Source organism: Salmonella sp. NW645, from assembly GCF_051703725.1.
Classification (GTDB): Bacteria; Pseudomonadota; Gammaproteobacteria; order Enterobacterales; family Enterobacteriaceae; genus Salmonella; species Salmonella enterica.
The window spans coordinates 32,635-52,998 of the sequence record NZ_JAMMKR010000002.1 but is presented as its reverse complement, the minus strand read 5'-3'; the positions used below and the strand labels follow the sequence as shown (position 1 = coordinate 52,998).

The following is a 20,364-nucleotide window of genomic DNA, read 5'->3' as shown; positions in this document are numbered from 1 at the left end:
GGAGAGTTACTCATCATCGTATTGCGGTCCCGCATAGTTATCGAAGCGCGACCACTGACCATTGAACGTCAGACGAACCGTACCGATAGGACCGTTACGTTGCTTACCAATAATAATTTCAGCAATGCCTTTTAAGTCGCTGTTCTCGTGATAAACCTCATCACGGTAGATAAACATAATTAAGTCGGCATCCTGTTCAATAGAGCCGGATTCACGCAGGTCGGAGTTCACCGGACGTTTATCCGCGCGTTGTTCCAGGGAGCGGTTAAGCTGCGATAGCGCCACGACTGGCACCTGAAGCTCCTTCGCCAGCGCTTTCAACGAGCGGGAAATTTCGGCGATTTCCAGAGTACGGTTATCAGAAAGCGACGGCACACGCATCAATTGCAGGTAGTCGATCATAATCAGACTTAACCCGCCATGTTCGCGGAAAATACGCCGTGCGCGCGAACGGACTTCTGTCGGCGTAAGACCTGAGGAGTCGTCAATATACATATTGCGTTTCTCCAGCAGAATGCCCATCGTGCCGGAGATTCGCGCCCAGTCTTCATCATCGAGTTGACCGGTACGAATACGTGTCTGATCGACGCGGGACAGCGAGGCCAGCATACGCATCATGATCTGTTCGCCGGGCATCTCCAGACTGAAGATCAGTACCGGTTTATCCTGCAACATCGCCGCATTTTCGCAGAGGTTCATCGCAAAAGTGGTTTTACCCATGGAGGGACGCGCCGCGACGATAATCAAATCCGAACGCTGTAACCCTGCCGTCTTTTTATTGAGATCCTGATAGCCGGTATCCACGCCTGTAACGCCATCGTGCGGTTGCTGGAACAACTGCTCAATACGCGCCACGGTAGCGTCGAGAATCTGGTCGATGCTTTTCGGGCCTTCGTCTTTGTTGGCCCGGTTTTCCGCGATCTGGAAGACGCGCGACTCCGCCAGATCCAGCAGTTCGTCGCTATTACGCCCCTGTGGATCGTAACCAGCGTCCGCAATTTCATGCGCCACCGCGATCATATCGCGGACCACGGCGCGTTCGCGCACAATGTCCGCATAAGCACTGATATTCGCCGCGCTTGGCGTGTTTTTAGACAACTCCGCCAGATAGGCGAAACCGCCGACGCTGTCCAGTTGGCCCTGCCGCTCCAGCGATTCCGCGAGCGTAATCAGGTCGATAGGACTGCCGCTTTCCTGCAAGCGCCCCATCTCCGTAAAGATATGGCGATGCGGGCGGGTATAGAAATCTTCCGCCACCACGCGCTCGGCCACATCGTCCCAGCGCTCGTTATCCAGCATTAAACCGCCCAACACCGACTGTTCCGCTTCAATCGAGTGCGGCGGCACTTTTATCCCGGCAACCTGCGGATCGCGGTCGCGGGCATCAGTCTGTGGTTTGTTGAAGGGTTTATTTCCTGCCATAGTGAATGGAGTTACCGAGATAGTGATTGGGTCGAAAGATTACCACATTTCTTTTGGAGGAAGCATGGCAACGCGTATTGAATTTCACAAGCATGGTGGTCCGGAAGTGCTTCAGACCGTGGAGTTTACGCCAACGGAACCGGCGGAACACGAAATCCAGGTTGAGAACAAAGCCATTGGTATCAACTTCATCGACACCTATATCCGTAGCGGACTCTATCCGCCCCCGTCGTTGCCTGCGGGCCTGGGAACCGAAGCTGCGGGTGTGGTCAGTAAAGTCGGCAACGGCGTGGAGCACATTCGCGTCGGCGATCGCGTCGTCTACGCGCAGTCAACGCTCGGCGCTTACAGTTCCGTCCATAACGTCCCCGCAGATAAAGCCGCGATTTTACCTGACGCCATTTCCTTCGAACAGGCGGCAGCCTCTTTTCTCAAGGGATTGACCGTTTTTTACCTGTTGCGCAAAACCTATGAAGTGAAACCCGATGAACCCTTCCTGTTTCATGCCGCTGCGGGCGGCGTCGGTCTGATCGCCTGCCAATGGGCGAAAGCGCTGGGCGCGAAGCTTATCGGTACCGTCGGTAGCGCGCAAAAAGCGCAGCGGGCGCTGGACGCCGGCGCCTGGCAGGTAATTAATTACCGTGAGGAGAGCATTGTAGAACGGGTAAAAGAGATCACCGGCGGCAAAAAAGTCCGCGTGGTCTATGACTCCGTGGGGAAAGATACCTGGGAAGCCTCACTGGACTGCCTGCAACGTCGGGGACTGATGGTCAGTTTCGGCAATGCGTCCGGCCCCGTCACCGGCGTGAATTTAGGTATTCTGAATCAGAAAGGTTCCCTGTATGCCACGCGACCTTCACTACAGGGGTATATTACGACGCGTGAAGAACTAACCGAAGCCAGCAATGAATTGTTCTCATTGATCGCCAGCGGCGTGATTAAAGTCGATGTGGCTGAAAATCAACGCTATGCGTTAAAAGATGCACGTCGCGCGCATGAGGTGCTGGAAAGCCGGGCCACACAGGGCTCAAGCCTGCTGATTCCGTAATAGCTCTGCAAAGAAATTGGGCTTCCACCCGGGAAGCCCTTTCTTTTTTTGTTCGGCTGTATGTAGGGTACAGCGCGATGAATTCGTTACCTGCGCAATCATGACAGATTTAATAATCGATTCCTATTTGCCTGTGAGGGCAAAGTTCCAGGTTGTGACGAACCGCTCAATACCTTAGTAAAACCGACGGTTATTGCGCTGATACTGTGGGATTTTTGGCGTTTTTACTGCTTTGATCACCCACACCACAGCCACCGCCAGCAGTAGCCACGGTAACAGCTTGATCATCAGGGCGAACATTCCGCCCAGGAACATGACGGCAGTCGCTACAACCAGCGCGGCCAGAATACCCAGCAAGGAGACGCCCGTCACCATTAACATCAGAAAAAAGCCAAGCACAAAAAGTAGTTCCAGCATAGTCGTTCCCCATAAAGATGGCATTGCCCGGCGGCATGGCGCTTACCGGGTCTGGTCAGGTAAGCTATTACAAAAATCATGCCAATATTTATATTGTTGATATATAAAGAAAATGCCCTGCAAAACTGCACAGAGCGTGGTGAGATTGACTAATTTTTGGCGAACTTTTAACGCTTGTCTGCCACCAGTTTTAGCGCCTGCTCCAGTACAGCAACATCCGCGCCAGCTTTATGGGCGTTTTCGCTCAGATAGCGACGCCACTGCCGCGCGCCGGGGATGCCCTGGAACAACCCCAGCATATGGCGAGTGATATGCCCCAGATACGCTCCCTGGCTCAATTCACGCTCAATATAGGGATACATCGCGCGAACCACCGCAACCGGGTCGGCATCGGTGGTATCGGCGCCAAAGATCTCCCGATCCACCGCGGCCAGTATACCCGGATTCTGATAAGCTTCGCGGCCAACCATGACGCCATCCATATGGCGCAAGTGCTCCTTCGCCTCTTCCAGCGATTTGATGCCGCCGTTAATGGACATGGTCAGGTGCGGAAAATCCCGCTTTAGCTGATAGACGCGCGGGTAATCCAGCGGCGGGATCTCACGATTTTCTTTCGGGCTTAAGCCAGAAAGCCAGGCTTTGCGCGCATGGATAATAAACATCTCGCATTCGCCCTGACCGGAAACCGTATCGATGAAATCACACAGAAACGCATAACTGTCCTGATCGTCAATACCAATGCGGGTTTTTACCGTCACCGGAATCGAGACGACATCACGCATGGCTTTAACACAATCGGCGACCAGTTGCGCATTGCCCATCAAACAGGCGCCAAACATACCATTTTGCACGCGATCGGAAGGGCACCCCACGTTGAGGTTAATTTCATCGTAGCCACGCGCTTCCGCCAGCTTTGCACAATGCGCAAGCTGAGCCGGATCGCTTCCACCAAGCTGTAGAGCGACCGGATGCTCTTCTTCGCTGTAAGCCAGATAGTCACCCTTACCGTGAATAATCGCGCCCGTGGTCACCATTTCGGTGTAGAGCAGCGTCTGGCGAGACAGCAAACGCAGGAAATAGCGGCAATGTCTGTCCGTCCAGTCGAGCATAGGCGCGATGGAGAAGCGATAAGCAGGAAAAGCGGAGGACTGGGTTTCAGGCTGCATGGCGAATAAATAAGCATCCGGTTAAAAAAGGGGCGTTACTATAGCATAACGCTAAACCGGAGGCGTAGCGCCTCCGGTGAAAGCACCTCAGAATGTCATTGTAAGCTGCGCGCCTGCCCCCCAGGTTTCATCTTCGCCGTACAGTCCCATTAAGTCGAGATGCACACGGTTAAAGGGCGCAAAGCCAAGACCGCCGGTAACCACATTGCTATCGTTATTTTTCACATCCGCACGATACCCTGCGCGCACCGCCAGCCATGACAACGGTCGAACTTCAGCGCCGACACCCACGTACTGTGAATTGTCTTCGCTCTTAAAGCCTTTCGTTTCCGTCAGATCGCCATCGGCACTTACGGTCAGCAAATCGTTATGCCATGCGATGCCCGCGGTAACCAGGGGGCGGATTTGGTATGTATCTTTGTAGTTGGTGGTTTCTCCCGTCATACCATTAGTGATGTAAATATCTTTCGTATCGATATCGCGAGATACCAAATTTTGCCCGCTCAGCCCCAGCGTCCAGTTTTCACCGATATCGGCAGCAAGCCCCGCATCAATGTTAAAACCCGTATCGTCATTGCGATAACGGCTGCTATTCCAGTCGCTACTGTCGTAGTTATAAATTGAGGTGGTGTAGTTATAGAGCCAGGTTTTTTGCAGTTTTGGCGTAACGCCAATGGAAACAGGCACCTCGCCCACCACAAACTGCTTCGCCAGCGCAATACCGTAGTCAGACACAATCGCTACCCGCCCCGACGCGGTAGAGTTTAAATGCTTTGTAATTTCGTCAGACCCCAGCAAAGCAGCGCGTCCTGCTTCACGAAGCGCGACACGTTCATCATGCTGGATATCACGCAGATACTGAATATCGTTCTGATCAATGGACGAACTCACGCGCCCATGCGCATAACCTTTGGCGATAAACGCCACGGAAAGCGTTTGTCCTGGAATACTTACCGCCAACCCGGCGCCGGCATTGGCGCGAGCGGTTTTCCCGTTGAGATATTCCAGCTCATCGGCCAGGTCGCGCGCGGCGCCCTGAAATTGATTCAGCACGCCTCGCGGATTGAGCAGAACTTGCCCCAGCGTAAGGTTATCGACGACCTCATCGTAGTAATCCACTTTATCGCTGATATCGTCAATTTCATCCTGGAGATTGTCTTTATCCGTAATCTGGACGCCGACCGCAGGAAGGACAACAGTGATATTGTCTTCCGGTTTGGCTTTTGCCAGTAACGCCGGATTTAACAGTACTCCGCTGCCATAATTCGCGGACGCGACGCCCGTCCCGCCCATTGCGTCATTACGCGCTTCCGTCCAGGTATTGGCGGCGCCCGCCTGCTTTGCCATAAAAAGCGAGACCGCGATAGCAATCAGTGAAAGTTTGACGTTTTTGTTCACAGTTAGCCCATCTTATTATCAGGTGAAGTAATCCCTCCGCCACGCTTTATCGGACAGAGGCGAACCATTGCTGTGAAATAGTGATGTTAAATCCTGTTGTTATAATATCGACCCTCATTATGTATAGATGAGAATACTGGCGCGGAAAAGCTTAGCAGGCGATATATTGTCGCGGGGTAATTTCAGAGTTTTAAGCAGCTCGTGGTAAAGTAGCGGATTAGACTTTCATGCCATTCGAGGTGCTACATGGAAAAGACCACAACGCAAGAGTTACTGGCGCAAGCTGAAAAACTCTGCGCGCAGCGCAACGTGCGCCTGACGCCTCAGCGCCTCGAAGTGCTGCGCCTGATGAGTCTGCAACAGGGTGCCATCAGCGCATACGATTTGCTCGATTTGCTGCGCGAAACGGAACCACAGGCCAAACCGCCCACCATCTACCGCGCGCTGGATTTTTTGCTCGAACAGGGTTTTGTCCATAAAGTGGAATCCACCAATAGTTACGTGGTTTGCCACCTGTTCGACCAGCCGACGCACAGCTCGGCCATGTTTATCTGCGATCGTTGCGGCGTGGTGAAGGAAGAGTGTGCCGAGGGCGTGGAAGACATCATGCATACGCTGGCGGCTAAAATGGGCTTTGCGCTACGACATAACGTTATTGAGGCGCACGGTCTGTGCCCTGCGTGCGTAGAAGTGGAAGCGTGTCGCCATCCGGGCGACTGTGGTCACGATCACTCGGTGCTGGTGAAGAAAAAACCACGTTAGCCTGAACGGAAAAACGGGCGGCAGTAGAGAGGGGCACGCCCGCATTCACAGGCAAACAGGGGGAAGCACATCCATGTACTCCTGGTAGGGGAAAACATATTACCAGCGATAGTTGTTACGGGTTTCCCAGTCAACAACCTCTTTTTCCGCCTGATCTTTCTGGTAACCGTAACGCTCCTGGATTTTACCTACCAGTTGGTCGCGTTTACCTTCGATAACGGTCATATCGTCATCGGTCAGTTTGCCCCATTGTTCTTTCATTTTACCTTTAAACTGTTTCCAGTTACCGCCGGCTTCGTCTTTATTCATCATCTTGTCCTCATCATTCGGTTAGGAATAGCAGGTGTTATTCGCCCAAATGCACTGCAATTTCTGCTGGACGTGATAATAATTGTAGGCAGGAATTCGGCCTTCGGTTTTATATTCAGAATTTTTAACCGTCACGATCTGGCAAACCATGTACCCTCGCGCCAGTGACGACGCCAGATAAGGCTCAACGACAGACCGCGAAGCGCCAGGAACACGGTTAATGCCAGCCATAAACCATGATTTCCTAATACCGGCAGGGCGAAGAGCGTCAGCGCAAATCCTCCCGCGGCGACTGCCATGCTATTGCGCATTTCGGCGGCGCGCGTCGCGCCAATAAACATACCGTCGAGCAGATAGCACCATACGCCCACCAGCGGTAATACCACCTGCCAGATAAGATACCGATCCGCCAGTAGCTGTATTTGCGGCAATGAGGTCAGTAACGCGACAATATGTTCGCCTGCCAGGGCATAGACTGTGGAAAACAACAAGGCCACAATTCCTGACTGACGACACGCCGCTCGCCAGACGTCCAGTAGCTTGCTACCGTCACGCGCGCCGTAAGCCTGACCGGAGTGCGCCTCCACCGCATAAGCAAAACCGTCCAGCGCATAGGCCGTAAAGGTGAGTAAGGTCATCAGGACTGCATTTACCGCGATAATATCGCTGCCCAGCCGCGCGCCTGACACCGTGATTGCGCCAAAACAAAGCTGAAGGAGCAATGAGCGCAGCATGATATCGCGATTGAGCGCTAAAAGGCGGCGCACGTTGCCGCGCCAGGCCTGTTTTAGCATATCCAGCGACACACCGCGGAGATGGAGAACTTTACGTACCATCATGAGGCCGATCAGTAACGTGGCATATTCTGCGATGACCGTCGCCAGGGCGGCACCCTGCACGTTCATATGAAGTCCCATCACCAGCCACAGGTCGAGCGCGATGTTGAGGATATTGCCCACGACCAACAAGATAACCGGCGCCCGCGCATACTGAACGCCTAACAGCCACCCGAGCAGCACCAGATTCGCCAGTGACGCGGGAGCGCTTAGCCAACGAATTTCAAGGAAGCGTCTCGCCTGCACCAGGACAGCGTCGTTCCCGCCGACAATATGTAAAGCCAGCTCGATAAGCGGCGTGCGAAATAGCACAATCATCACGCCTGCGCCCAGCGCCAGCAATAACGGTTGAATGAGCGCCCGGGCTAACGCCTGCGGATTTTTGGCGCCAAATGCCTGCGCCGTTAGGCCGGTGGTGCTCATACGTAGAAATAGCAGCAGCATGAAAAGAAAGCTGGTGGCAGTCGCGCCCACCGCCACGCCGCCCAGGAAAACCGGGCTGTCCAGATGACCAATCACCGCCGTATCGACCAGCCCCAGTAAGGGGACGGTGATGTTAGAAAAAATCATCGGCAGCGCGAGACGCCAGAGAGCTTTATCAGAGGAGGTAAAAAGCGGCATGGAGAAAAGCCTGACAAGGAGTTAAACGAAACGAGCGCATTGCCGGATGGCGACGTAACGCCTTATCCGGCCTACAAATTAATCATCTCAGGAACTGCATTCCCGTAGGCCTGATAAGCGCAGCGCCATCAGGCTGCACGATTGCCGGATGACGGCTTACAAGGAGATTAAAAAGAGATTACAACCATTCCCCGTTGCGAATGACGCCTACCGCCAGCCCTTCAATCGTAAAGCTTTGTTCGCGCAGATCCACCACTATCGGTGTAAACTCACTGTTTTCCGGCAGCAACTCCACTTTATTGCCCTGCTTTTTCAGGCGTTTTACTGTCACTTCATCGTCAATGCGAGCGACAACCACCTGGCCATTACGGACGTCCTGCGTTTTATGTACCGCCAGCAAATCCCCATCCATAATACCGATGTCTTTCATCGACATACCGCTCACGCGCAGCAGGAAATCGGCGCTGGGTTTGAACAGTGAAGGATCGACCTGGTAATGGCCTTCAATATGCTGCTGCGCCAGAAGCGGTTCACCCGCCGCGACACGCCCGACAAGCGGTAATCCATCCTCTTCTTCCTGTAACAGACGGATACCTCGCGATGCGCCGGAAACAATTTCAAGCACCCCTTTGCGCGCCAGCGCTTTAAGGTGTTCTTCCGCAGCGTTTGGGGAACGGAACCCCAAACGCTGCGCGATTTCCGCACGCGTCGGTGGCATACCTGTCTGGCTGATGTGATCCCGGATGAGATCAAACACCTCTTGTTGCCTGGCCGTTAACGCTTTCATTCCGCCCCCTGGGTGTATATACAGTCATGCTGTGAGTATATACAGTTAAAGGTGATTTTGGAACCACAAACGGCGCAAAAAACAAGAGATTTATAAAATTTGGAACCTTTATCGAAAATGTGACCATAACAGGATGCCCCAGGTCATCAGGGCAACGAAAATAGACAGTAGCACCGCAGCCGATCCCATATCTTTCGCACGGCCGGAAAGCTCATGGTATTCAGAACCGATGCGGTCAACGACCGCTTCAATAGCGCTGTTGAGGATTTCAACAATCATGATAAGTAAAACGGAACCTATCAATAACACACGGGTAATCGCATCCACATCCAGCCAGCAGGCGATGATGACGCCCAGCAATACCGCGATACTTTCCTGGCGAAACGCCGCTTCGTGAGTCCATGCGGCGCGAAATCCTTTCCAGGAATATCCTGCCGCTTTGATAATTCTGGTGAATCCAGTGGTATTATTGGCCATCAAAAGAACCTTTTTACATTATTAACGTCAATGACATTATACGGTTGCCCTGCACGATTCGGACTGCCGTAACGCAGCGCGAAGTATGACGGGATACAACAGAAATTCGCTAAACTTTCTGATATCCTTGCACCGCATTTGCATTATTAACCAGAGGCTTTACATCGTTTATGTCCGGCTGGCCACGAATTTACTACAAATTACTGAATTTACCATTAAGCATACTGGTAAAAAGCAAGTCTATTCCGGCGGAACCCGCCCAGGAATTGGGGCTCGATACTTCTCGCCCCATTATGTATGTCTTGCCATACAACTCAAAAGCGGACTTACTGACGCTGCGGGCTCAATGTCTGGCGCACGATCTCCCGGATCCGCTGGAGCCGCTGGAGATCGACGGCGCGCTGTTGCCACGCTATGTATTTATTCACGGCGGACCGCGTGTCTTTACCTATTACACGCCAAAAGAAGAGTCGGTGAAACTTTTTCACGATTATCTCGATCTGCATCGGAGTAATCCGGCTTTGGACGTGCAGATGGTGCCCGTTTCCGTGATGTTTGGCCGCGCGCCGGGTCGTGAAAAGGGAGAAGATAACCCGCCTTTACGTATGCTGAACGGCGTACAGAAATTCTTTGCCATCTCCTGGCTGGGTCGCGATAGCTTTGTCCGATTCTCGCCGTCCGTCTCATTGCGTCGTATGGCTGATGAACACGGCACCGATAAAATCATCGCGCAGAAGCTGGCTCGCGTGGCGCGTATGCACTTTGCCCGCCAGCGCCTGGCGGCGGTTGGCCCACGCCTGCCCGCTCGTCAGGATCTGTTTAACAAACTGCTGGCCTCGAAAGCGATCGCCCGCGCGGTAGAAGACGAAGCGCGCAGTAAGAAAATCTCTCATGAAAAAGCGCAGCAAAACGCCATTGCGCTGATGGAAGAGATCGCGGCGAACTTCTCTTACGAGATGATTCGTTTGACCGACAGGATTTTGGGGTTTACCTGGAACCGACTGTACCAGGGGATTAACGTGCATAACGCCGAGCGCGTACGCCAACTGGCGCACGACGGGCATGAAATCGTCTATGTGCCCTGTCATCGCAGCCATATGGACTACTTGCTCCTTTCTTATGTGCTGTACCATCAGGGACTGGTTCCGCCGCACATTGCCGCCGGTATTAACCTTAATTTCTGGCCCGCTGGCCCGATTTTCCGTCGTCTGGGCGCGTTCTTTATTCGTCGCACCTTTAAGGGGAATAAACTCTATTCCACCGTCTTTCGCGAATACCTGGGCGAGCTGTTCAGCCGCGGCTACTCGGTTGAGTATTTTGTCGAAGGAGGACGTTCGCGTACCGGACGTTTGTTAGACCCGAAAACCGGCACCCTGTCGATGACTATACAGGCGATGCTGCGCGGCGGTACCCGTCCAATTACGTTAGTGCCTATTTACATCGGCTATGAGCACGTCATGGAAGTGGGCACCTATGCGAAAGAGCTGCGCGGCGCGACAAAAGAGAAAGAGAGCCTGCCGCAAATGCTGAAAGGCTTGAGCAAGCTGCGCAATCTGGGTCAGGGCTACGTTAACTTTGGCGAACCGATGCCGCTCATGACGTACCTGAACCAGCATGTGCCGGAGTGGCGCGAATCTATCGACCCTATAGAGGCCATACGCCCAGCCTGGCTGACGCCGACGGTAAATAGTATTGCCGCCGATCTGATGGTGCGTATTAACAACGCTGGCGCGGCAAACGCGATGAACCTGTGTTGTACCGCGCTGTTAGCGTCGCGTCAGCGCTCGCTCACCCGCGAGCAGCTCACCGAGCAGCTTGATTGCTATCTCGATCTGATGCGCAATGTCCCTTATTCCACAGACTCAACCGTTCCTGCCGCCAGCGCTGGTGAGCTCATCGCTCACGCGCTGCAGATGAATAAGTTTGAGGTCGAGAAAGACACTATTGGCGATATCATCATTCTGCCGCGCGAGCAGGCGGTGTTGATGACCTACTATCGTAACAATATCGCGCATATGTTGATTATGCCTTCGCTGATGGCGGCGATTATCACCCAGCATCGTCGCATTTCGCGTGATGCGTTGCAGCAGCATGTTGAAGCGCTCTATCCGATGTTAAAAGCGGAGCTGTTCCTGCGCTGGGAGCGCGAGGAGTTAGCCTCGGTCATTGACGCGCTGGCCAGTGAAATGCAGCGTCAGGGGCTAATTACCCTGCAGGATGATGAACTGCATATCAACCCGACGCATTCCCGTACACTGCAACTGCTGGCGGCAGGCGCGCGTGAAACGCTACAGCGTTATGCCATTACGTTCTGGCTGTTGAGCGCCAATCCGTCCATCAACCGCAGTACGCTGGAGAAAGAAAGCCGTACCGTGGCGCAACGTCTGTCTGTCCTGCACGGTATTAACGCGCCGGAGTTTTTCGACAAAGCAGTGTTCAGTTCACTCGTATTGACGCTACGGGATGAGGGTTATATCAGTGATACGGGCGATGCCGAACCGGCAGAAACGATGAAGATATATCAGATGCTTGCCGATCTGATTACCTCTGATGTCCGTCTGACGATTGAAAGCGCGACGCAGGGCGAGTAAGCCAGTGCCTGAAATGCCCGATGGCGTAAGCTCATCGGGCAACTGATATGACGTATTGAAAATTTTGGCTTTGCAGGCCGGGTTCGCCCGGCATGACATCAGAAGTGCCAGTAACTCATCGCCAGCCCTAAAAATAGCACCAGGCCAACGTAGTTATTGTTCATAAAGGCTTTAAAGCAGGCTTCACGTTCACGGTTCGCAATCAGTTTTTGCTGGTAGACAAACAGCGCGCCCGCCACCAGCACAGCCCAGTAATATCCCCATCCCAGACCATTCAACCAGCCGATCAGCGCCATTAACGCCATGACGCCAAACTGCAGAATCCCGATAATCAATGTGTCATAACGACCAAACAGGATCGCCGTCGATTTAATGCCTATCTTGATATCATCATCTCTGTCGACCATCGCATATTGCGTATCGTAAGCCACCGCCCAGAGAATATTGGCGAGGAACATCAGCCAGCAGCTCAACGGCAGGGATTCGCTCACCGCGGCGAACGCCATGGGGATTGACCAGCCGAAAGCGGCCCCCAGCACGACCTGCGGCAGGTGGGTGTAGCGTTTCATAAAGGGATAAACCCAGGCCAACGCCAACGCCGCCACGGAAAGCAGAATCGTCATGGCGTTCAGCGTCAGCACCAACAAAAACGCCAGCAGCACCAGTACCACAAACAGGTTGCGCGCTTCTTTCTCTGTCACGGCGCCGCTGGGTAAAGGCCGGTTGACCGTACGTTTTACATGTCCGTCAAATTTACGATCGGCGTAATCATTCACCACGCAGCCCGCCGCGCGCATTAACCACACGCCAGCGACAAAAACCGCCAAAATCCACAGCTGAGGCATACCCGGCGTCGCCACCCATAGCGCCCAAAGCGTCGGCCAGAGCAGCAGCAACGCGCCAATAGGCTTATCTGTACGCATCAAACGGTGAAACGCCAGCAGCTTACTCTGCGTCAGACTCCACTCCATCTTTATCTTCCTCTCAGTACAGCGGCGATGCAGGTAAAAAAAGCTCGGTAAGCAACAGTGGCTTTCCGCTCAACCGCAGTCGAGAGCGGCGCCCCCATAGCGTTGCATCGCGTCCAATTTCAATAAAATCGCGGGTCAGTGTCGATGATGTAAATAGATAACGTCCAAGCGGGGTTTTACCCAGATGTTGTAAGACCTGTTCAGGTCCGCACAGCGTGGATTCCGGTACCACGGTACGTCCGGCAAGCCAGGGCTCGCCGTCAGCGCAAAGCAGTATCTCACGTAACCAGTAACGGGATTCGGATGGCAGTAAACCTGACGCTTCCTCGACCTCACTTTGGCCGACAAACGCTTCCCGAATCAGCGTCACGCTTACCCGCTTTCCCAGTTGCTCAAAACGTTTAGTCATAGAATCTTCCAGCAACAGCCAGTCCAGCAAATGGGGTTCAAGCGCAGGAATCGCATCAAAATAGCGCAGCGCACGCAGTTGCGTTAACGCAGGGTGTGACATGCCTTACTCTCCGATTCATAACCTAAAGTCATTGTATCTCAGAAAAGACATTACGGGGGGCGCAATCACAATTAAGTGATCTGTTGCGCAACAAAAAAATAACAATTCGCATGAAATGATAAAAAAAGGTGCGCCAGGAGACGCACCAGTTGCTGCAAAATCAGCACTGTGGGGAAACAATTACCCCTTGCCTTTTACACTGCTGATAAAGGTGGAACGGGCAGATGTCGATCCCAGACGTTCGGCCTCATCAAGCAGTTTCAGCGCTTTATCGACGTCACCTTTCGCTACGGCATCCTTAATCGCTTTATTAAAGTAGCTTTCCGTATCGTTCAACATCGGTTCGCTTTTCTTCGGCGCGACTGGCGCTGGCGCAGCGACCGGCGCGGCGGTATTGCCTACCGTTACCGGCCCGGCACCGGACGAGCCAAACAACGGCCCGACCAATACGCTGGAGCTGCTGTTGGTTTTCACCTTCAGTTTCACCACGCCGTCAGTGGTATGGCGAGCAACTGGATCGGGAATATCCGGGATAGAGTTACCGACGCCTTTGGCATAGGCTTTTGCCGGATCGAGCAGTGTAGTGGTTTGCTGAAGATCTTTTTCGGTCGTAAACACCAGAACATAGAGTTTCTGCTGCCCCAACGCAGGCGTCAGGCGCATCACGCCTTCCAGCCGGTCTGCGCTCATGACGCCCGGCTGCTGATAAGTAAAGTAACTGCTGGGGAAGAACGCCGAAGGCGTCATATTTTGGTCAAGAATCAACACGTTTGGCGCAAAAACGCTGGCTTGCTTATTGACCTCGCTGGTCAGAGTTAATGTCAGCTCGCCGATATTCGCCGGAACGCTATAAGCGGCGACCGGGCCGGTAATGCCGGCGACGTCAAGGCGCTGGCCGCCAGTCGCCAGTTGGGTAGACTGCGTTTTTGACTGTTCTACAGGCGTCCAGGTTAATTGCTGTAGCGCAGCAGCAGGAATAGCAGGCGCGGCGCTGGTATTTTGCGGTACATAGTTCACTTCCGCCAGGCTGATACCCGGCACGCTGGCGAACAGCCCTGCGGTTAAACAGAGGGCGACGAGACTTTTCTTCATTTTCATTATTCTCACCTCAATAAGGCGGGTTCAGCGGTAGCCAGGCAATAGCGCGCCAACCCAAACATATCGCCGAATGGCGGCTGGCGCCTTATTCGGCTTACAAGCATCATCAGACCTGATGTTTCAGAGGGGCTTGCGCCCCTCGTTACGTCAGATGACCATCGTATTACCACCAGATTTCCATCTGGGCGCCGAAGGTCCACTCATCGCTATCGCCACGGCTATTGGTGGAAATGCCGGAGTTAGTCGCTGCGGCATAACGGGAAATGTTATCGCCGTCTTTGATATAGCCCCATTTCTCATCCCATTTCGCGTAGGTGGCGAAAATACGGATAGCCGGACGCGACCAGATGCTGTCGCCCGCCTGCCACTGTTGCGCCAGGGTAATTTTATATTGATTGTTACGATCGCCGGTCTGCTGAGATTTCACGTTGTCGTAGCCGACTTCCAGCAGGGTACTCATGATTGGCGTCCACTTGTACATTGGACGTACGCCCACGGTCCACCACTCAGTACCCAGGTTATTATCCCAATCGATATTCTGGTACATACCGACGTACATCAAATCCCATTTATCACCAAGCGAGATGGCGCCATGATCCAAAATACGCCACATATCGCCATTATTATTGATGACCTTATTGGCATAATTAATTTTGGTTCCATCAGGCAATTCTTCAGTGAAAGATGAAGAACCGTCGGAACCACGCGCCTGGCCTTTACCCTGCGTGGTCATGGCATCGGTGGCATATTGCACGACAAACTTGTTATAGCCTTTCAACATGCTTTGCGTGTGTTCGGCGGTGAACATCCAGCCGTCTTTCGATGCCCCATCAGCCAGCTTATAACCATCGGTCGTATTGGCGCGACCGTAATCAACGCCCAGCTCCAGTACGCCGTCCGGGTTCGTTTGCAGACCAGCCAGACGTACGTCAAAGACGTCGTTAGCGGTATCTTTCACTTCATCATAAATATTCTGGCTGCTGAAGGTGTAAGAGCCGCCCGCTTCAGTAGAGCGGGTCGCCGCCAGTGAAAGCTTACCGAAGCCCAGATCGATATTTTCGATACCCGCGCCAGGACCTGAAATATCCCAGTAGTAGAAGTCGATCATGTGTACGTCATGACGCTGATAGAAGCGCTTACCGGCCCAGATGGTAGAGCCCGGCAGCCATTCAATCAGGTTTTTACCCTGCACGTTCGCTTCGCGGAAGGCGGGATCGGTCGATTCCCAGTCGTTCTGCTGGTTAACCGAATAGGCGACGTTGGTGTCAAAATAGAAGCTCTTATCGCCCTCTTTCCACACTTCCTGGCCCAGTTTCAGTTCCGCATAGGTTTCACATTCGTTACCGAGACGGTATTTACTTTGTGCACCGGTCACCTGGAAACATTGTTGTTCGCCGCCGCTTCCCGTCCAGCCAATACCGGAACGGGCGTAACCGTGGAAATCGACAGCCATTGCCTGAGCGGACATTACGCCCGCTGCGACAGCAACCGCCAGAGGGAGTTTGCGCAGAGTAATCATCATTCTATCTCCTGAGATCATTGCTTTTCTTTAAACGCTGCCACCTTCTAAAACTGCGAATGGTTTTGCGTTTCGTTTTTTTATGGAGGCCTTAAACACCCGGCTCTTGATGCAGACGACGACATGCGCTGCCATCCTCGCGGAACAGATGACAGCGCTCTGGCGGCAGGCCGATAGCGAATGTGGCGCCCTCTTCTACCAGCACCACGTCATTCTGGCGATAAACCAGGTTTTGACGGATGGCGGGGATCTGGATATGAATTTGTGTTTCGTGCCCTAACTGCTCGACCACCTGGACTTCACCTTCCAGGGTGACATCGGCGATATCGCTCGGCAGCAGGTGTTCCGGCCGAATGCCTAAAGACATATTGGCGCCGACCTGCACGCCGCGACTTTCGACCGGCAGCCAGATTTGCTGGCGATTCGGCAGTTCGACCTGGACTTGTTCAATTGCGGTGGCGGTCACTTTCACCGGCAGGAAGTTCATCTTCGGCGAGCCGATGAAGCCCGCGACAAAGCGGTCCGCCGGATAGTGGTACAACTCCAGCGGCTTACCGACCTGCGCGACGCGACCGGCGTCCAGCACCACGATTTTGTCGGCCAGCGTCATCGCCTCGACCTGATCGTGGGTGACGTAAATCATCGTGCGACCCAGACGTTTATGCAGGCGAGAAATTTCAATGCGCATCTGCACGCGTAGCGCGGCGTCCAGGTTAGAGAGCGGCTCATCCAGCAAAAACACACGCGGCTCCGCCACCAGCGTGCGGCCAATCGCTACGCGCTGACGCTGCCCGCCGGAAAGCGCTTTTGGCTTACGTTCCAGCAGATGCGCCAGTTGCAGCACTTCCGCCACCTGGTTGACGCGTTGATTCATAACCTCTTTTTTGGCGCCCGCCAGCTTGAGGCCGAAAGACATGTTTTCTGCAACGGAGAGATGGGGATAGAGCGCATAAGACTGGAATACCATGCCCACGCCGCGCTCGGCAGGCGGAATATCATTCATACGGGTTTCCCCGATAAACAGGTCGCCACTGGTAATGGTTTCAAGCCCGGCGATCATACGCAGCAAGGTCGATTTACCACAGCCTGACGGTCCGACAAACACCACGAACTCCCCGTCATGGATATCGAGGTTAATATCTTTCGATACCACCACGTCACCCCAGGCTTTCGTTACATTTCGTAGCTGTACGCTCGCCATGCCCTTCTCCCTTCGTTACAACCTGTCATTGACAGCAACATTCATGATGGCCTGACTATGCGCGATCCCTGACTGGGGTAAATCCTCCACCCCCCGGCTTTTTTATGGGGGAGGAGGCGGGAGGATGAGGGCACAGCGCCTGAGACCACGGGCGCGGGCAGAAAAGGAATTTCGTGATGCCGCCCGCAAAAATCGGCGTGTTTTTGTGTGCGCCAGCACGCATTACTCACATTTATGCAACACAGATCACATAAAGCCGGGGTGGGGCGTAGGGGCGGGGAGGATGGAAAGAGGTTGTCGTATAAAGAAACTAGAGACCGTTAAACCACCTCTGTGTACATCACCAAAAAGGATGGGAGATATGAAGATTAAAACTGGCGTAGGCATCCTCGCATTATCCGCACTTACGACGATGATGATTTCCGCCCCGGCTCTCGCCAAAATTGAAGAAGGTAAACTGGTTATCTGGATCAACGGCGACAAGGGCTATAACGGTCTGGCCGAGGTCGGTAAAAAATTTGAGCAAGACACCGGCATTAAAGTGACCGTTGAGCACCCGGATAAGCTGGAAGAGAAATTCCCGCAGGTGGCTGCCACCGGCGACGGTCCTGACATTATCTTCTGGGCGCACGACCGTTTTGGCGGCTACGCGCAGTCTGGTCTGCTGGCGGAGGTCACTCCGGATAAAGCGTTTCAGGACAAACTCTATCCGTTCACCTGGGATGCGGTACGCTATAACGGCAAGCTGATCGCCTACCCCATCGCCGTTGAAGCCCTCTCCCTGATTTATAACAAAGACCTCGTCCCGAACCCGCCGAAAACCTGGGAAGAGATCCCGGCGCTGGATAAAGAGCTAAAAGCGAAAGGGAAGTCGGCGATAATGTTCAACCTGCAAGAGCCGTATTTCACCTGGCCTTTGATCGCCGCTGACGGCGGTTACGCGTTCAAATTTGAAAACGGCAAGTATGACGTGAAAGACGTTGGCGTCGATAACGCCGGCGCGAAAGCGGGCCTGACTTTCCTGATCGATATGATCAAAAACAAAAATATGAGCGCCGATACCGATTACTCCATCGCCGAAGCGGCCTTCAATAAAGGCGAAACGGCAATGACCATCAACGGTCCGTGGGCATGGTCGAACATCGACAAGAGCAAAGTCAACTACGGTGTCACCCTGCTGCCGACCTTCAAAGGCAAACCCTCGAAACCGTTCGTCGGCGTGCTGAGCGCGGGGATTAACGCTGCCAGCCCGAATAAAGAGCTGGCGAAAGAGTTCCTCGAAAACTACCTGCTGACCGATCAGGGTCTGGAAGCGGTGAACAAAGATAAACCGCTGGGCGCTGTGGCGCTGAAATCTTTCCAGGAGCAGTTAGCGAAAGACCCCCGTATCGCCGCCACCATGGATAACGCCCAGAAAGGCGAGATCATGCCGAATATTCCGCAGATGTCCGCCTTCTGGTATGCGGTACGTACGGCTGTGATCAACGCCGCCAGCGGCCGTCAAACCGTGGATGCCGCGCTGAAAGATGCACAAAGCCGTATCACTAAGTAATGCCGCGAGCCTGTGCCGGATGGCGGCATAAATGCCTTATCCGGCCTACAACACACCGTAGGCCTGATAAGCGCAGCGCCATCAGGCACATCTCCGGCCAGGAAGTTTCAACGCTGTAGAGGAAAACCCCCATGGATGTCATTAAAAAGAAACACTGGTGGCAAAGCGACCAGCTTAAATGGTCAGTAATTGGTCTGCTGGGCCTGCTGGTGGGTTACCTTGTAGTTTTAATGTACGTACAAGGGGAGTATCTGTTCGCCATCATGACGCTGATTTTAAGCTCTGCTGGCCTGTATATTTTCGCAAATCGTAAAACCTATGCCTGGCGCTACGTTTACCCTGGCCTCGCCGGCATGGGGCTGTTTGTGCTATTCCCGCTGGTGTGCACCATCGCCATCGCCTTTACTAACTACAGCAGCACCAACCAGCTCACCTTTGAACGCGCCCAGCAAGTGCTGATGGACCGTTCTTATCAGGCGGGAAAAACCTATAACTTCGGTCTTTACCCGACCGGCGACGAGTGGCAACTGGCCCTCACCGACGGAGAAACGGGCAAACATTACCTGTCTGACGCATTTTCCTTCGGCGGCGAACAGAAATTACAGCTGAAAGAGACTGATGCCCTGCCGGGCGGCGAACGCGCCAATCTGCGAATAATCACCCAGAACCGTCTGGCACTGAACCAGATAACCGCCGTCCTGCCGGATGAAAGTAAAGTGATTATGAGCTCGCTGCGTCAGTTTTCCGGTACCCGTCCGCTGTACACACTGGCTGATGACGGCCTGCTGACCAATAACCAGAGCGGCGTAAAATACCGGCCAAACAACGATAGCGGTTATTATCAGTCGATCAACGCCGACGGAAGCTGGGGTGATGAAAAACTCAGTCCTGGTTATACCGTTACTATCGGCGCGAAAAACTTTACGCGCGTCTTTACCGACGAAGGGATCCAGAAGCCTTTTTTCGCTATCTTCGTCTGGACCGTGGTCTTTTCGGTTCTCACTGTGGTGTTAACCGTGGCGGTTGGGATGGTATTGGCCTGCCTCGTACAGTGGGAAGCGCTGAAAGGTAAAGCTATCTACCGCGTCCTGCTGATTCTGCCCTACGCCGTACCGTCGTTTATTTCAATTTTGATTTTCAAAGGGTTATTCAACCAAAGCTTTGGCGAAATCAATATGATGCTGAGCGCGCTGTTTGGCATTAAACCTGCCTGGTTCAGCGACCCCAACACCGCGCGGGCAATGGTGATTATCGTGAATACCTGGCTGGGCTATCCCTACATGATGATCCTGTGCATGGGACTGCTGAAAGCGATTCCGGATGACCTGTACGAAGCCTCCGCAATGGACGGCGCCGGTCCATTTCAGAATTTCTTTAAGATCACCTTACCGCTGCTGATTAAGCCGCTAACGCCGCTGATGATCGCCAGCTTCGCTTTTAACTTTAATAACTTTGTCCTGATTCAGTTATTGACCAACGGCGGGCCAGACCGTCTCGGCACCACCACGCCTGCCGGTTATACCGATCTGCTCGTCAGCTACACCTACCGTATCGCCTTTGAAGGCGGCGGCGGTCAGGACTTCGGTCTGGCGGCGGCCATTGCCACGCTGATCTTCCTGCTGGTAGGCGCGCTGGCCATCGTGAACCTGAAAGCCACGCGTATGAAGTTTGATTAAGG

General features: G+C 53.6%; 19 protein-coding genes and 1 pseudogene. 5 read left to right on the top strand and 15 right to left on the bottom strand.

Translation table 11 applies throughout. The features are described 5' to 3' along the window. Nucleotides 1–6: 6 nt before the first annotated feature. A complete protein-coding gene (dnaB, locus tag NA389_RS04095) occupies nucleotides 7–1,422 on the bottom strand; it encodes a replicative DNA helicase (RefSeq protein WP_000918353.1) in 1,416 nt (471 codons plus the stop codon). A gap of 64 nt (nucleotides 1,423–1,486) precedes the next feature. On the opposite strand from dnaB, the gene NA389_RS04090 reads away from it, so the two are divergent. After that, on the top strand, nucleotides 1,487–2,470 hold the full coding sequence (locus NA389_RS04090) for a quinone oxidoreductase (protein WP_000235555.1): 984 nt from the start codon (nucleotides 1,487–1,489) through the stop codon (nucleotides 2,468–2,470). A gap of 174 nt (nucleotides 2,471–2,644) precedes the next feature. On the opposite strand, the gene pspG is transcribed toward NA389_RS04090, so the two are convergent. From pspG to NA389_RS04075, 3 genes are all read right to left on the bottom strand, one after another. Further along, nucleotides 2,645–2,887 carry an envelope stress response protein PspG gene (gene pspG / locus NA389_RS04085; RefSeq protein WP_000891414.1) on the bottom strand — a complete coding sequence of 81 codons (243 nt, stop codon included), beginning with the start codon at nucleotides 2,885–2,887 and terminating at the stop codon, nucleotides 2,645–2,647. 167 nt (nucleotides 2,888–3,054) lie between these two features. Continuing rightward, entirely contained in the window at nucleotides 3,055–4,053 is a 999-nt protein-coding gene (gene dusA / locus NA389_RS04080; RefSeq protein WP_001182224.1) for a tRNA dihydrouridine(20/20a) synthase DusA, read from the bottom strand. 87 nt (nucleotides 4,054–4,140) lie between these two features. Continuing rightward, entirely contained in the window at nucleotides 4,141–5,451 is a 1,311-nt protein-coding gene (locus tag NA389_RS04075; RefSeq protein WP_001039323.1) for a conjugal transfer protein TraF, read from the bottom strand. Between the two features lie 246 nt (nucleotides 5,452–5,697). Between NA389_RS04075 and zur the strand changes: the two genes are divergently transcribed. Further along, nucleotides 5,698–6,213 (top strand): zinc uptake transcriptional repressor Zur, encoded by a 516-nt coding sequence (zur, locus tag NA389_RS04070; protein WP_000416271.1) that lies wholly within the window; start codon nucleotides 5,698–5,700, stop codon nucleotides 6,211–6,213. Nucleotides 6,214–6,312: 99 nt separating this feature from the next. On the opposite strand, the gene NA389_RS04065 is transcribed toward zur, so the two are convergent. The 5 genes from NA389_RS04065 to NA389_RS04045 all read right to left on the bottom strand — a co-directional run bounded on the left by NA389_RS04065 (nucleotide 6,313) and on the right by NA389_RS04045 (nucleotide 9,243). Then, nucleotides 6,313–6,522 (bottom strand): CsbD family protein, encoded by a 210-nt coding sequence (locus tag NA389_RS04065; protein ID WP_001030592.1) that lies wholly within the window; start codon nucleotides 6,520–6,522, stop codon nucleotides 6,313–6,315. Between the two features lie 21 nt (nucleotides 6,523–6,543). Beyond that, nucleotides 6,544–6,657: a hypothetical protein gene (locus tag NA389_RS04060; RefSeq protein WP_001575282.1), complete on the bottom strand. Its 114-nt coding sequence runs from the start codon at nucleotides 6,655–6,657 to the stop codon at nucleotides 6,544–6,546. Continuing rightward, entirely contained in the window at nucleotides 6,654–7,979 is a 1,326-nt protein-coding gene (dinF, locus tag NA389_RS04055; RefSeq protein WP_001128113.1) for an MATE family efflux transporter DinF, read from the bottom strand. The genes NA389_RS04060 and dinF overlap by 4 nt, the downstream gene beginning before the upstream one ends. A 178-nt stretch (nucleotides 7,980–8,157) precedes the next feature. After that, a complete protein-coding gene (gene lexA / locus NA389_RS04050; protein WP_000646079.1) occupies nucleotides 8,158–8,766 on the bottom strand; it encodes a transcriptional repressor LexA in 609 nt (202 codons plus the stop codon). Nucleotides 8,767–8,874: 108 nt separating this feature from the next. Beyond that, the gene (locus tag NA389_RS04045) at nucleotides 8,875–9,243 is read right to left on the bottom strand and encodes a diacylglycerol kinase (RefSeq protein ID WP_000002900.1); all 369 of its coding nucleotides are present in this window, start codon (nucleotides 9,241–9,243) and stop codon (nucleotides 8,875–8,877) included. A 170-nt stretch (nucleotides 9,244–9,413) separates the two neighbouring features. Between NA389_RS04045 and plsB the strand changes: the two genes are divergently transcribed. After that, nucleotides 9,414–11,834 (top strand): glycerol-3-phosphate 1-O-acyltransferase PlsB, encoded by a 2,421-nt coding sequence (plsB, locus tag NA389_RS04040; RefSeq protein ID WP_000017360.1) that lies wholly within the window; start codon nucleotides 9,414–9,416, stop codon nucleotides 11,832–11,834. Between the two features lie 98 nt (nucleotides 11,835–11,932). On the opposite strand, the gene ubiA is transcribed toward plsB, so the two are convergent. The 5 genes from ubiA to malK all read right to left on the bottom strand — a co-directional run bounded on the left by ubiA (nucleotide 11,933) and on the right by malK (nucleotide 17,134). Beyond that, nucleotides 11,933–12,805, bottom strand: coding sequence for a 4-hydroxybenzoate octaprenyltransferase (ubiA, locus tag NA389_RS04035; RefSeq protein ID WP_000455247.1), 873 nt, complete (start codon nucleotides 12,803–12,805; stop codon nucleotides 11,933–11,935). Nucleotides 12,806–12,818: 13 nt separating this feature from the next. Next, complete coding sequence (gene ubiC / locus NA389_RS04030) at nucleotides 12,819–13,316, bottom strand: chorismate lyase (protein WP_000019217.1); 498 nt, start codon at nucleotides 13,314–13,316, stop codon at nucleotides 12,819–12,821. Nucleotides 13,317–13,496: 180 nt separating this feature from the next. Beyond that, entirely contained in the window at nucleotides 13,497–14,414 is a 918-nt protein-coding gene (malM, locus tag NA389_RS04025) for a maltose operon protein MalM (protein ID WP_000782502.1), read from the bottom strand. 163 nt (nucleotides 14,415–14,577) lie between these two features. Continuing rightward, on the bottom strand, nucleotides 14,578–15,936 hold the full coding sequence (locus NA389_RS04020; RefSeq protein WP_000973678.1) for a maltoporin: 1,359 nt from the start codon (nucleotides 15,934–15,936) through the stop codon (nucleotides 14,578–14,580). Between the two features lie 88 nt (nucleotides 15,937–16,024). Further along, complete coding sequence (gene malK / locus NA389_RS04015) at nucleotides 16,025–17,134, bottom strand: maltose/maltodextrin ABC transporter ATP-binding protein MalK (RefSeq protein ID WP_000179176.1); 1,110 nt, start codon at nucleotides 17,132–17,134, stop codon at nucleotides 16,025–16,027. 361 nt (nucleotides 17,135–17,495) lie between these two features. Between malK and malE the strand changes: the two genes are divergently transcribed. Further along, nucleotides 17,496–18,686 carry a maltose/maltodextrin ABC transporter substrate-binding protein MalE gene (malE, locus tag NA389_RS04010; protein ID WP_000695415.1) on the top strand — a complete coding sequence of 397 codons (1,191 nt, stop codon included), beginning with the start codon at nucleotides 17,496–17,498 and terminating at the stop codon, nucleotides 18,684–18,686. Here malE and NA389_RS04005 read toward each other — a convergent pair. Then, nucleotides 18,635–18,775: pseudogene (locus NA389_RS04005) on the bottom strand (hypothetical protein); the annotation flags it as partial. The gene malE and the pseudogene NA389_RS04005 overlap by 52 nt on opposite strands. A gap of 42 nt (nucleotides 18,776–18,817) precedes the next feature. On the opposite strand from NA389_RS04005, the gene malF reads away from it, so the two are divergent. Continuing rightward, nucleotides 18,818–20,362, top strand: coding sequence for a maltose ABC transporter permease MalF (gene malF / locus NA389_RS04000; protein ID WP_000382573.1), 1,545 nt, complete (start codon nucleotides 18,818–18,820; stop codon nucleotides 20,360–20,362). Nucleotides 20,363–20,364 lie beyond the last annotated feature (2 nt).

Coding starts and splice junctions, on each gene's coding strand:
- dusA (WP_001182224.1), bottom strand. CDS start 4,053: ATGCAGCCTGAAACCCAGTCCTCCGCTTTTCCTGCTTATCGCTTCTCC.
- pspG (WP_000891414.1), bottom strand. CDS start 2,887: ATGCTGGAACTACTTTTTGTGCTTGGCTTTTTTCTGATGTTAATGGTG.
- malF (WP_000382573.1), top strand. CDS start 18,818: ATGGATGTCATTAAAAAGAAACACTGGTGGCAAAGCGACCAGCTTAAA.
- NA389_RS04065 (WP_001030592.1), bottom strand. CDS start 6,522: ATGAATAAAGACGAAGCCGGCGGTAACTGGAAACAGTTTAAAGGTAAA.
- NA389_RS04090 (WP_000235555.1), top strand. CDS start 1,487: ATGGCAACGCGTATTGAATTTCACAAGCATGGTGGTCCGGAAGTGCTT.
- malM (WP_000782502.1), bottom strand. CDS start 14,414: ATGAAAATGAAGAAAAGTCTCGTCGCCCTCTGTTTAACCGCAGGGCTG.
- dnaB (WP_000918353.1), bottom strand. CDS start 1,422: ATGGCAGGAAATAAACCCTTCAACAAACCACAGACTGATGCCCGCGAC.
- dinF (WP_001128113.1), bottom strand. CDS start 7,979: ATGCCGCTTTTTACCTCCTCTGATAAAGCTCTCTGGCGTCTCGCGCTG.
- NA389_RS04045 (WP_000002900.1), bottom strand. CDS start 9,243: ATGGCCAATAATACCACTGGATTCACCAGAATTATCAAAGCGGCAGGA.
- zur (WP_000416271.1), top strand. CDS start 5,698: ATGGAAAAGACCACAACGCAAGAGTTACTGGCGCAAGCTGAAAAACTC.
- ubiC (WP_000019217.1), bottom strand. CDS start 13,316: ATGTCACACCCTGCGTTAACGCAACTGCGTGCGCTGCGCTATTTTGAT.
- lexA (WP_000646079.1), bottom strand. CDS start 8,766: ATGAAAGCGTTAACGGCCAGGCAACAAGAGGTGTTTGATCTCATCCGG.
- NA389_RS04020 (WP_000973678.1), bottom strand. CDS start 15,936: ATGATGATTACTCTGCGCAAACTCCCTCTGGCGGTTGCTGTCGCAGCG.
- ubiA (WP_000455247.1), bottom strand. CDS start 12,805: ATGGAGTGGAGTCTGACGCAGAGTAAGCTGCTGGCGTTTCACCGTTTG.
- plsB (WP_000017360.1), top strand. CDS start 9,414: ATGTCCGGCTGGCCACGAATTTACTACAAATTACTGAATTTACCATTA.
- malK (WP_000179176.1), bottom strand. CDS start 17,134: ATGGCGAGCGTACAGCTACGAAATGTAACGAAAGCCTGGGGTGACGTG.
- malE (WP_000695415.1), top strand. CDS start 17,496: ATGAAGATTAAAACTGGCGTAGGCATCCTCGCATTATCCGCACTTACG.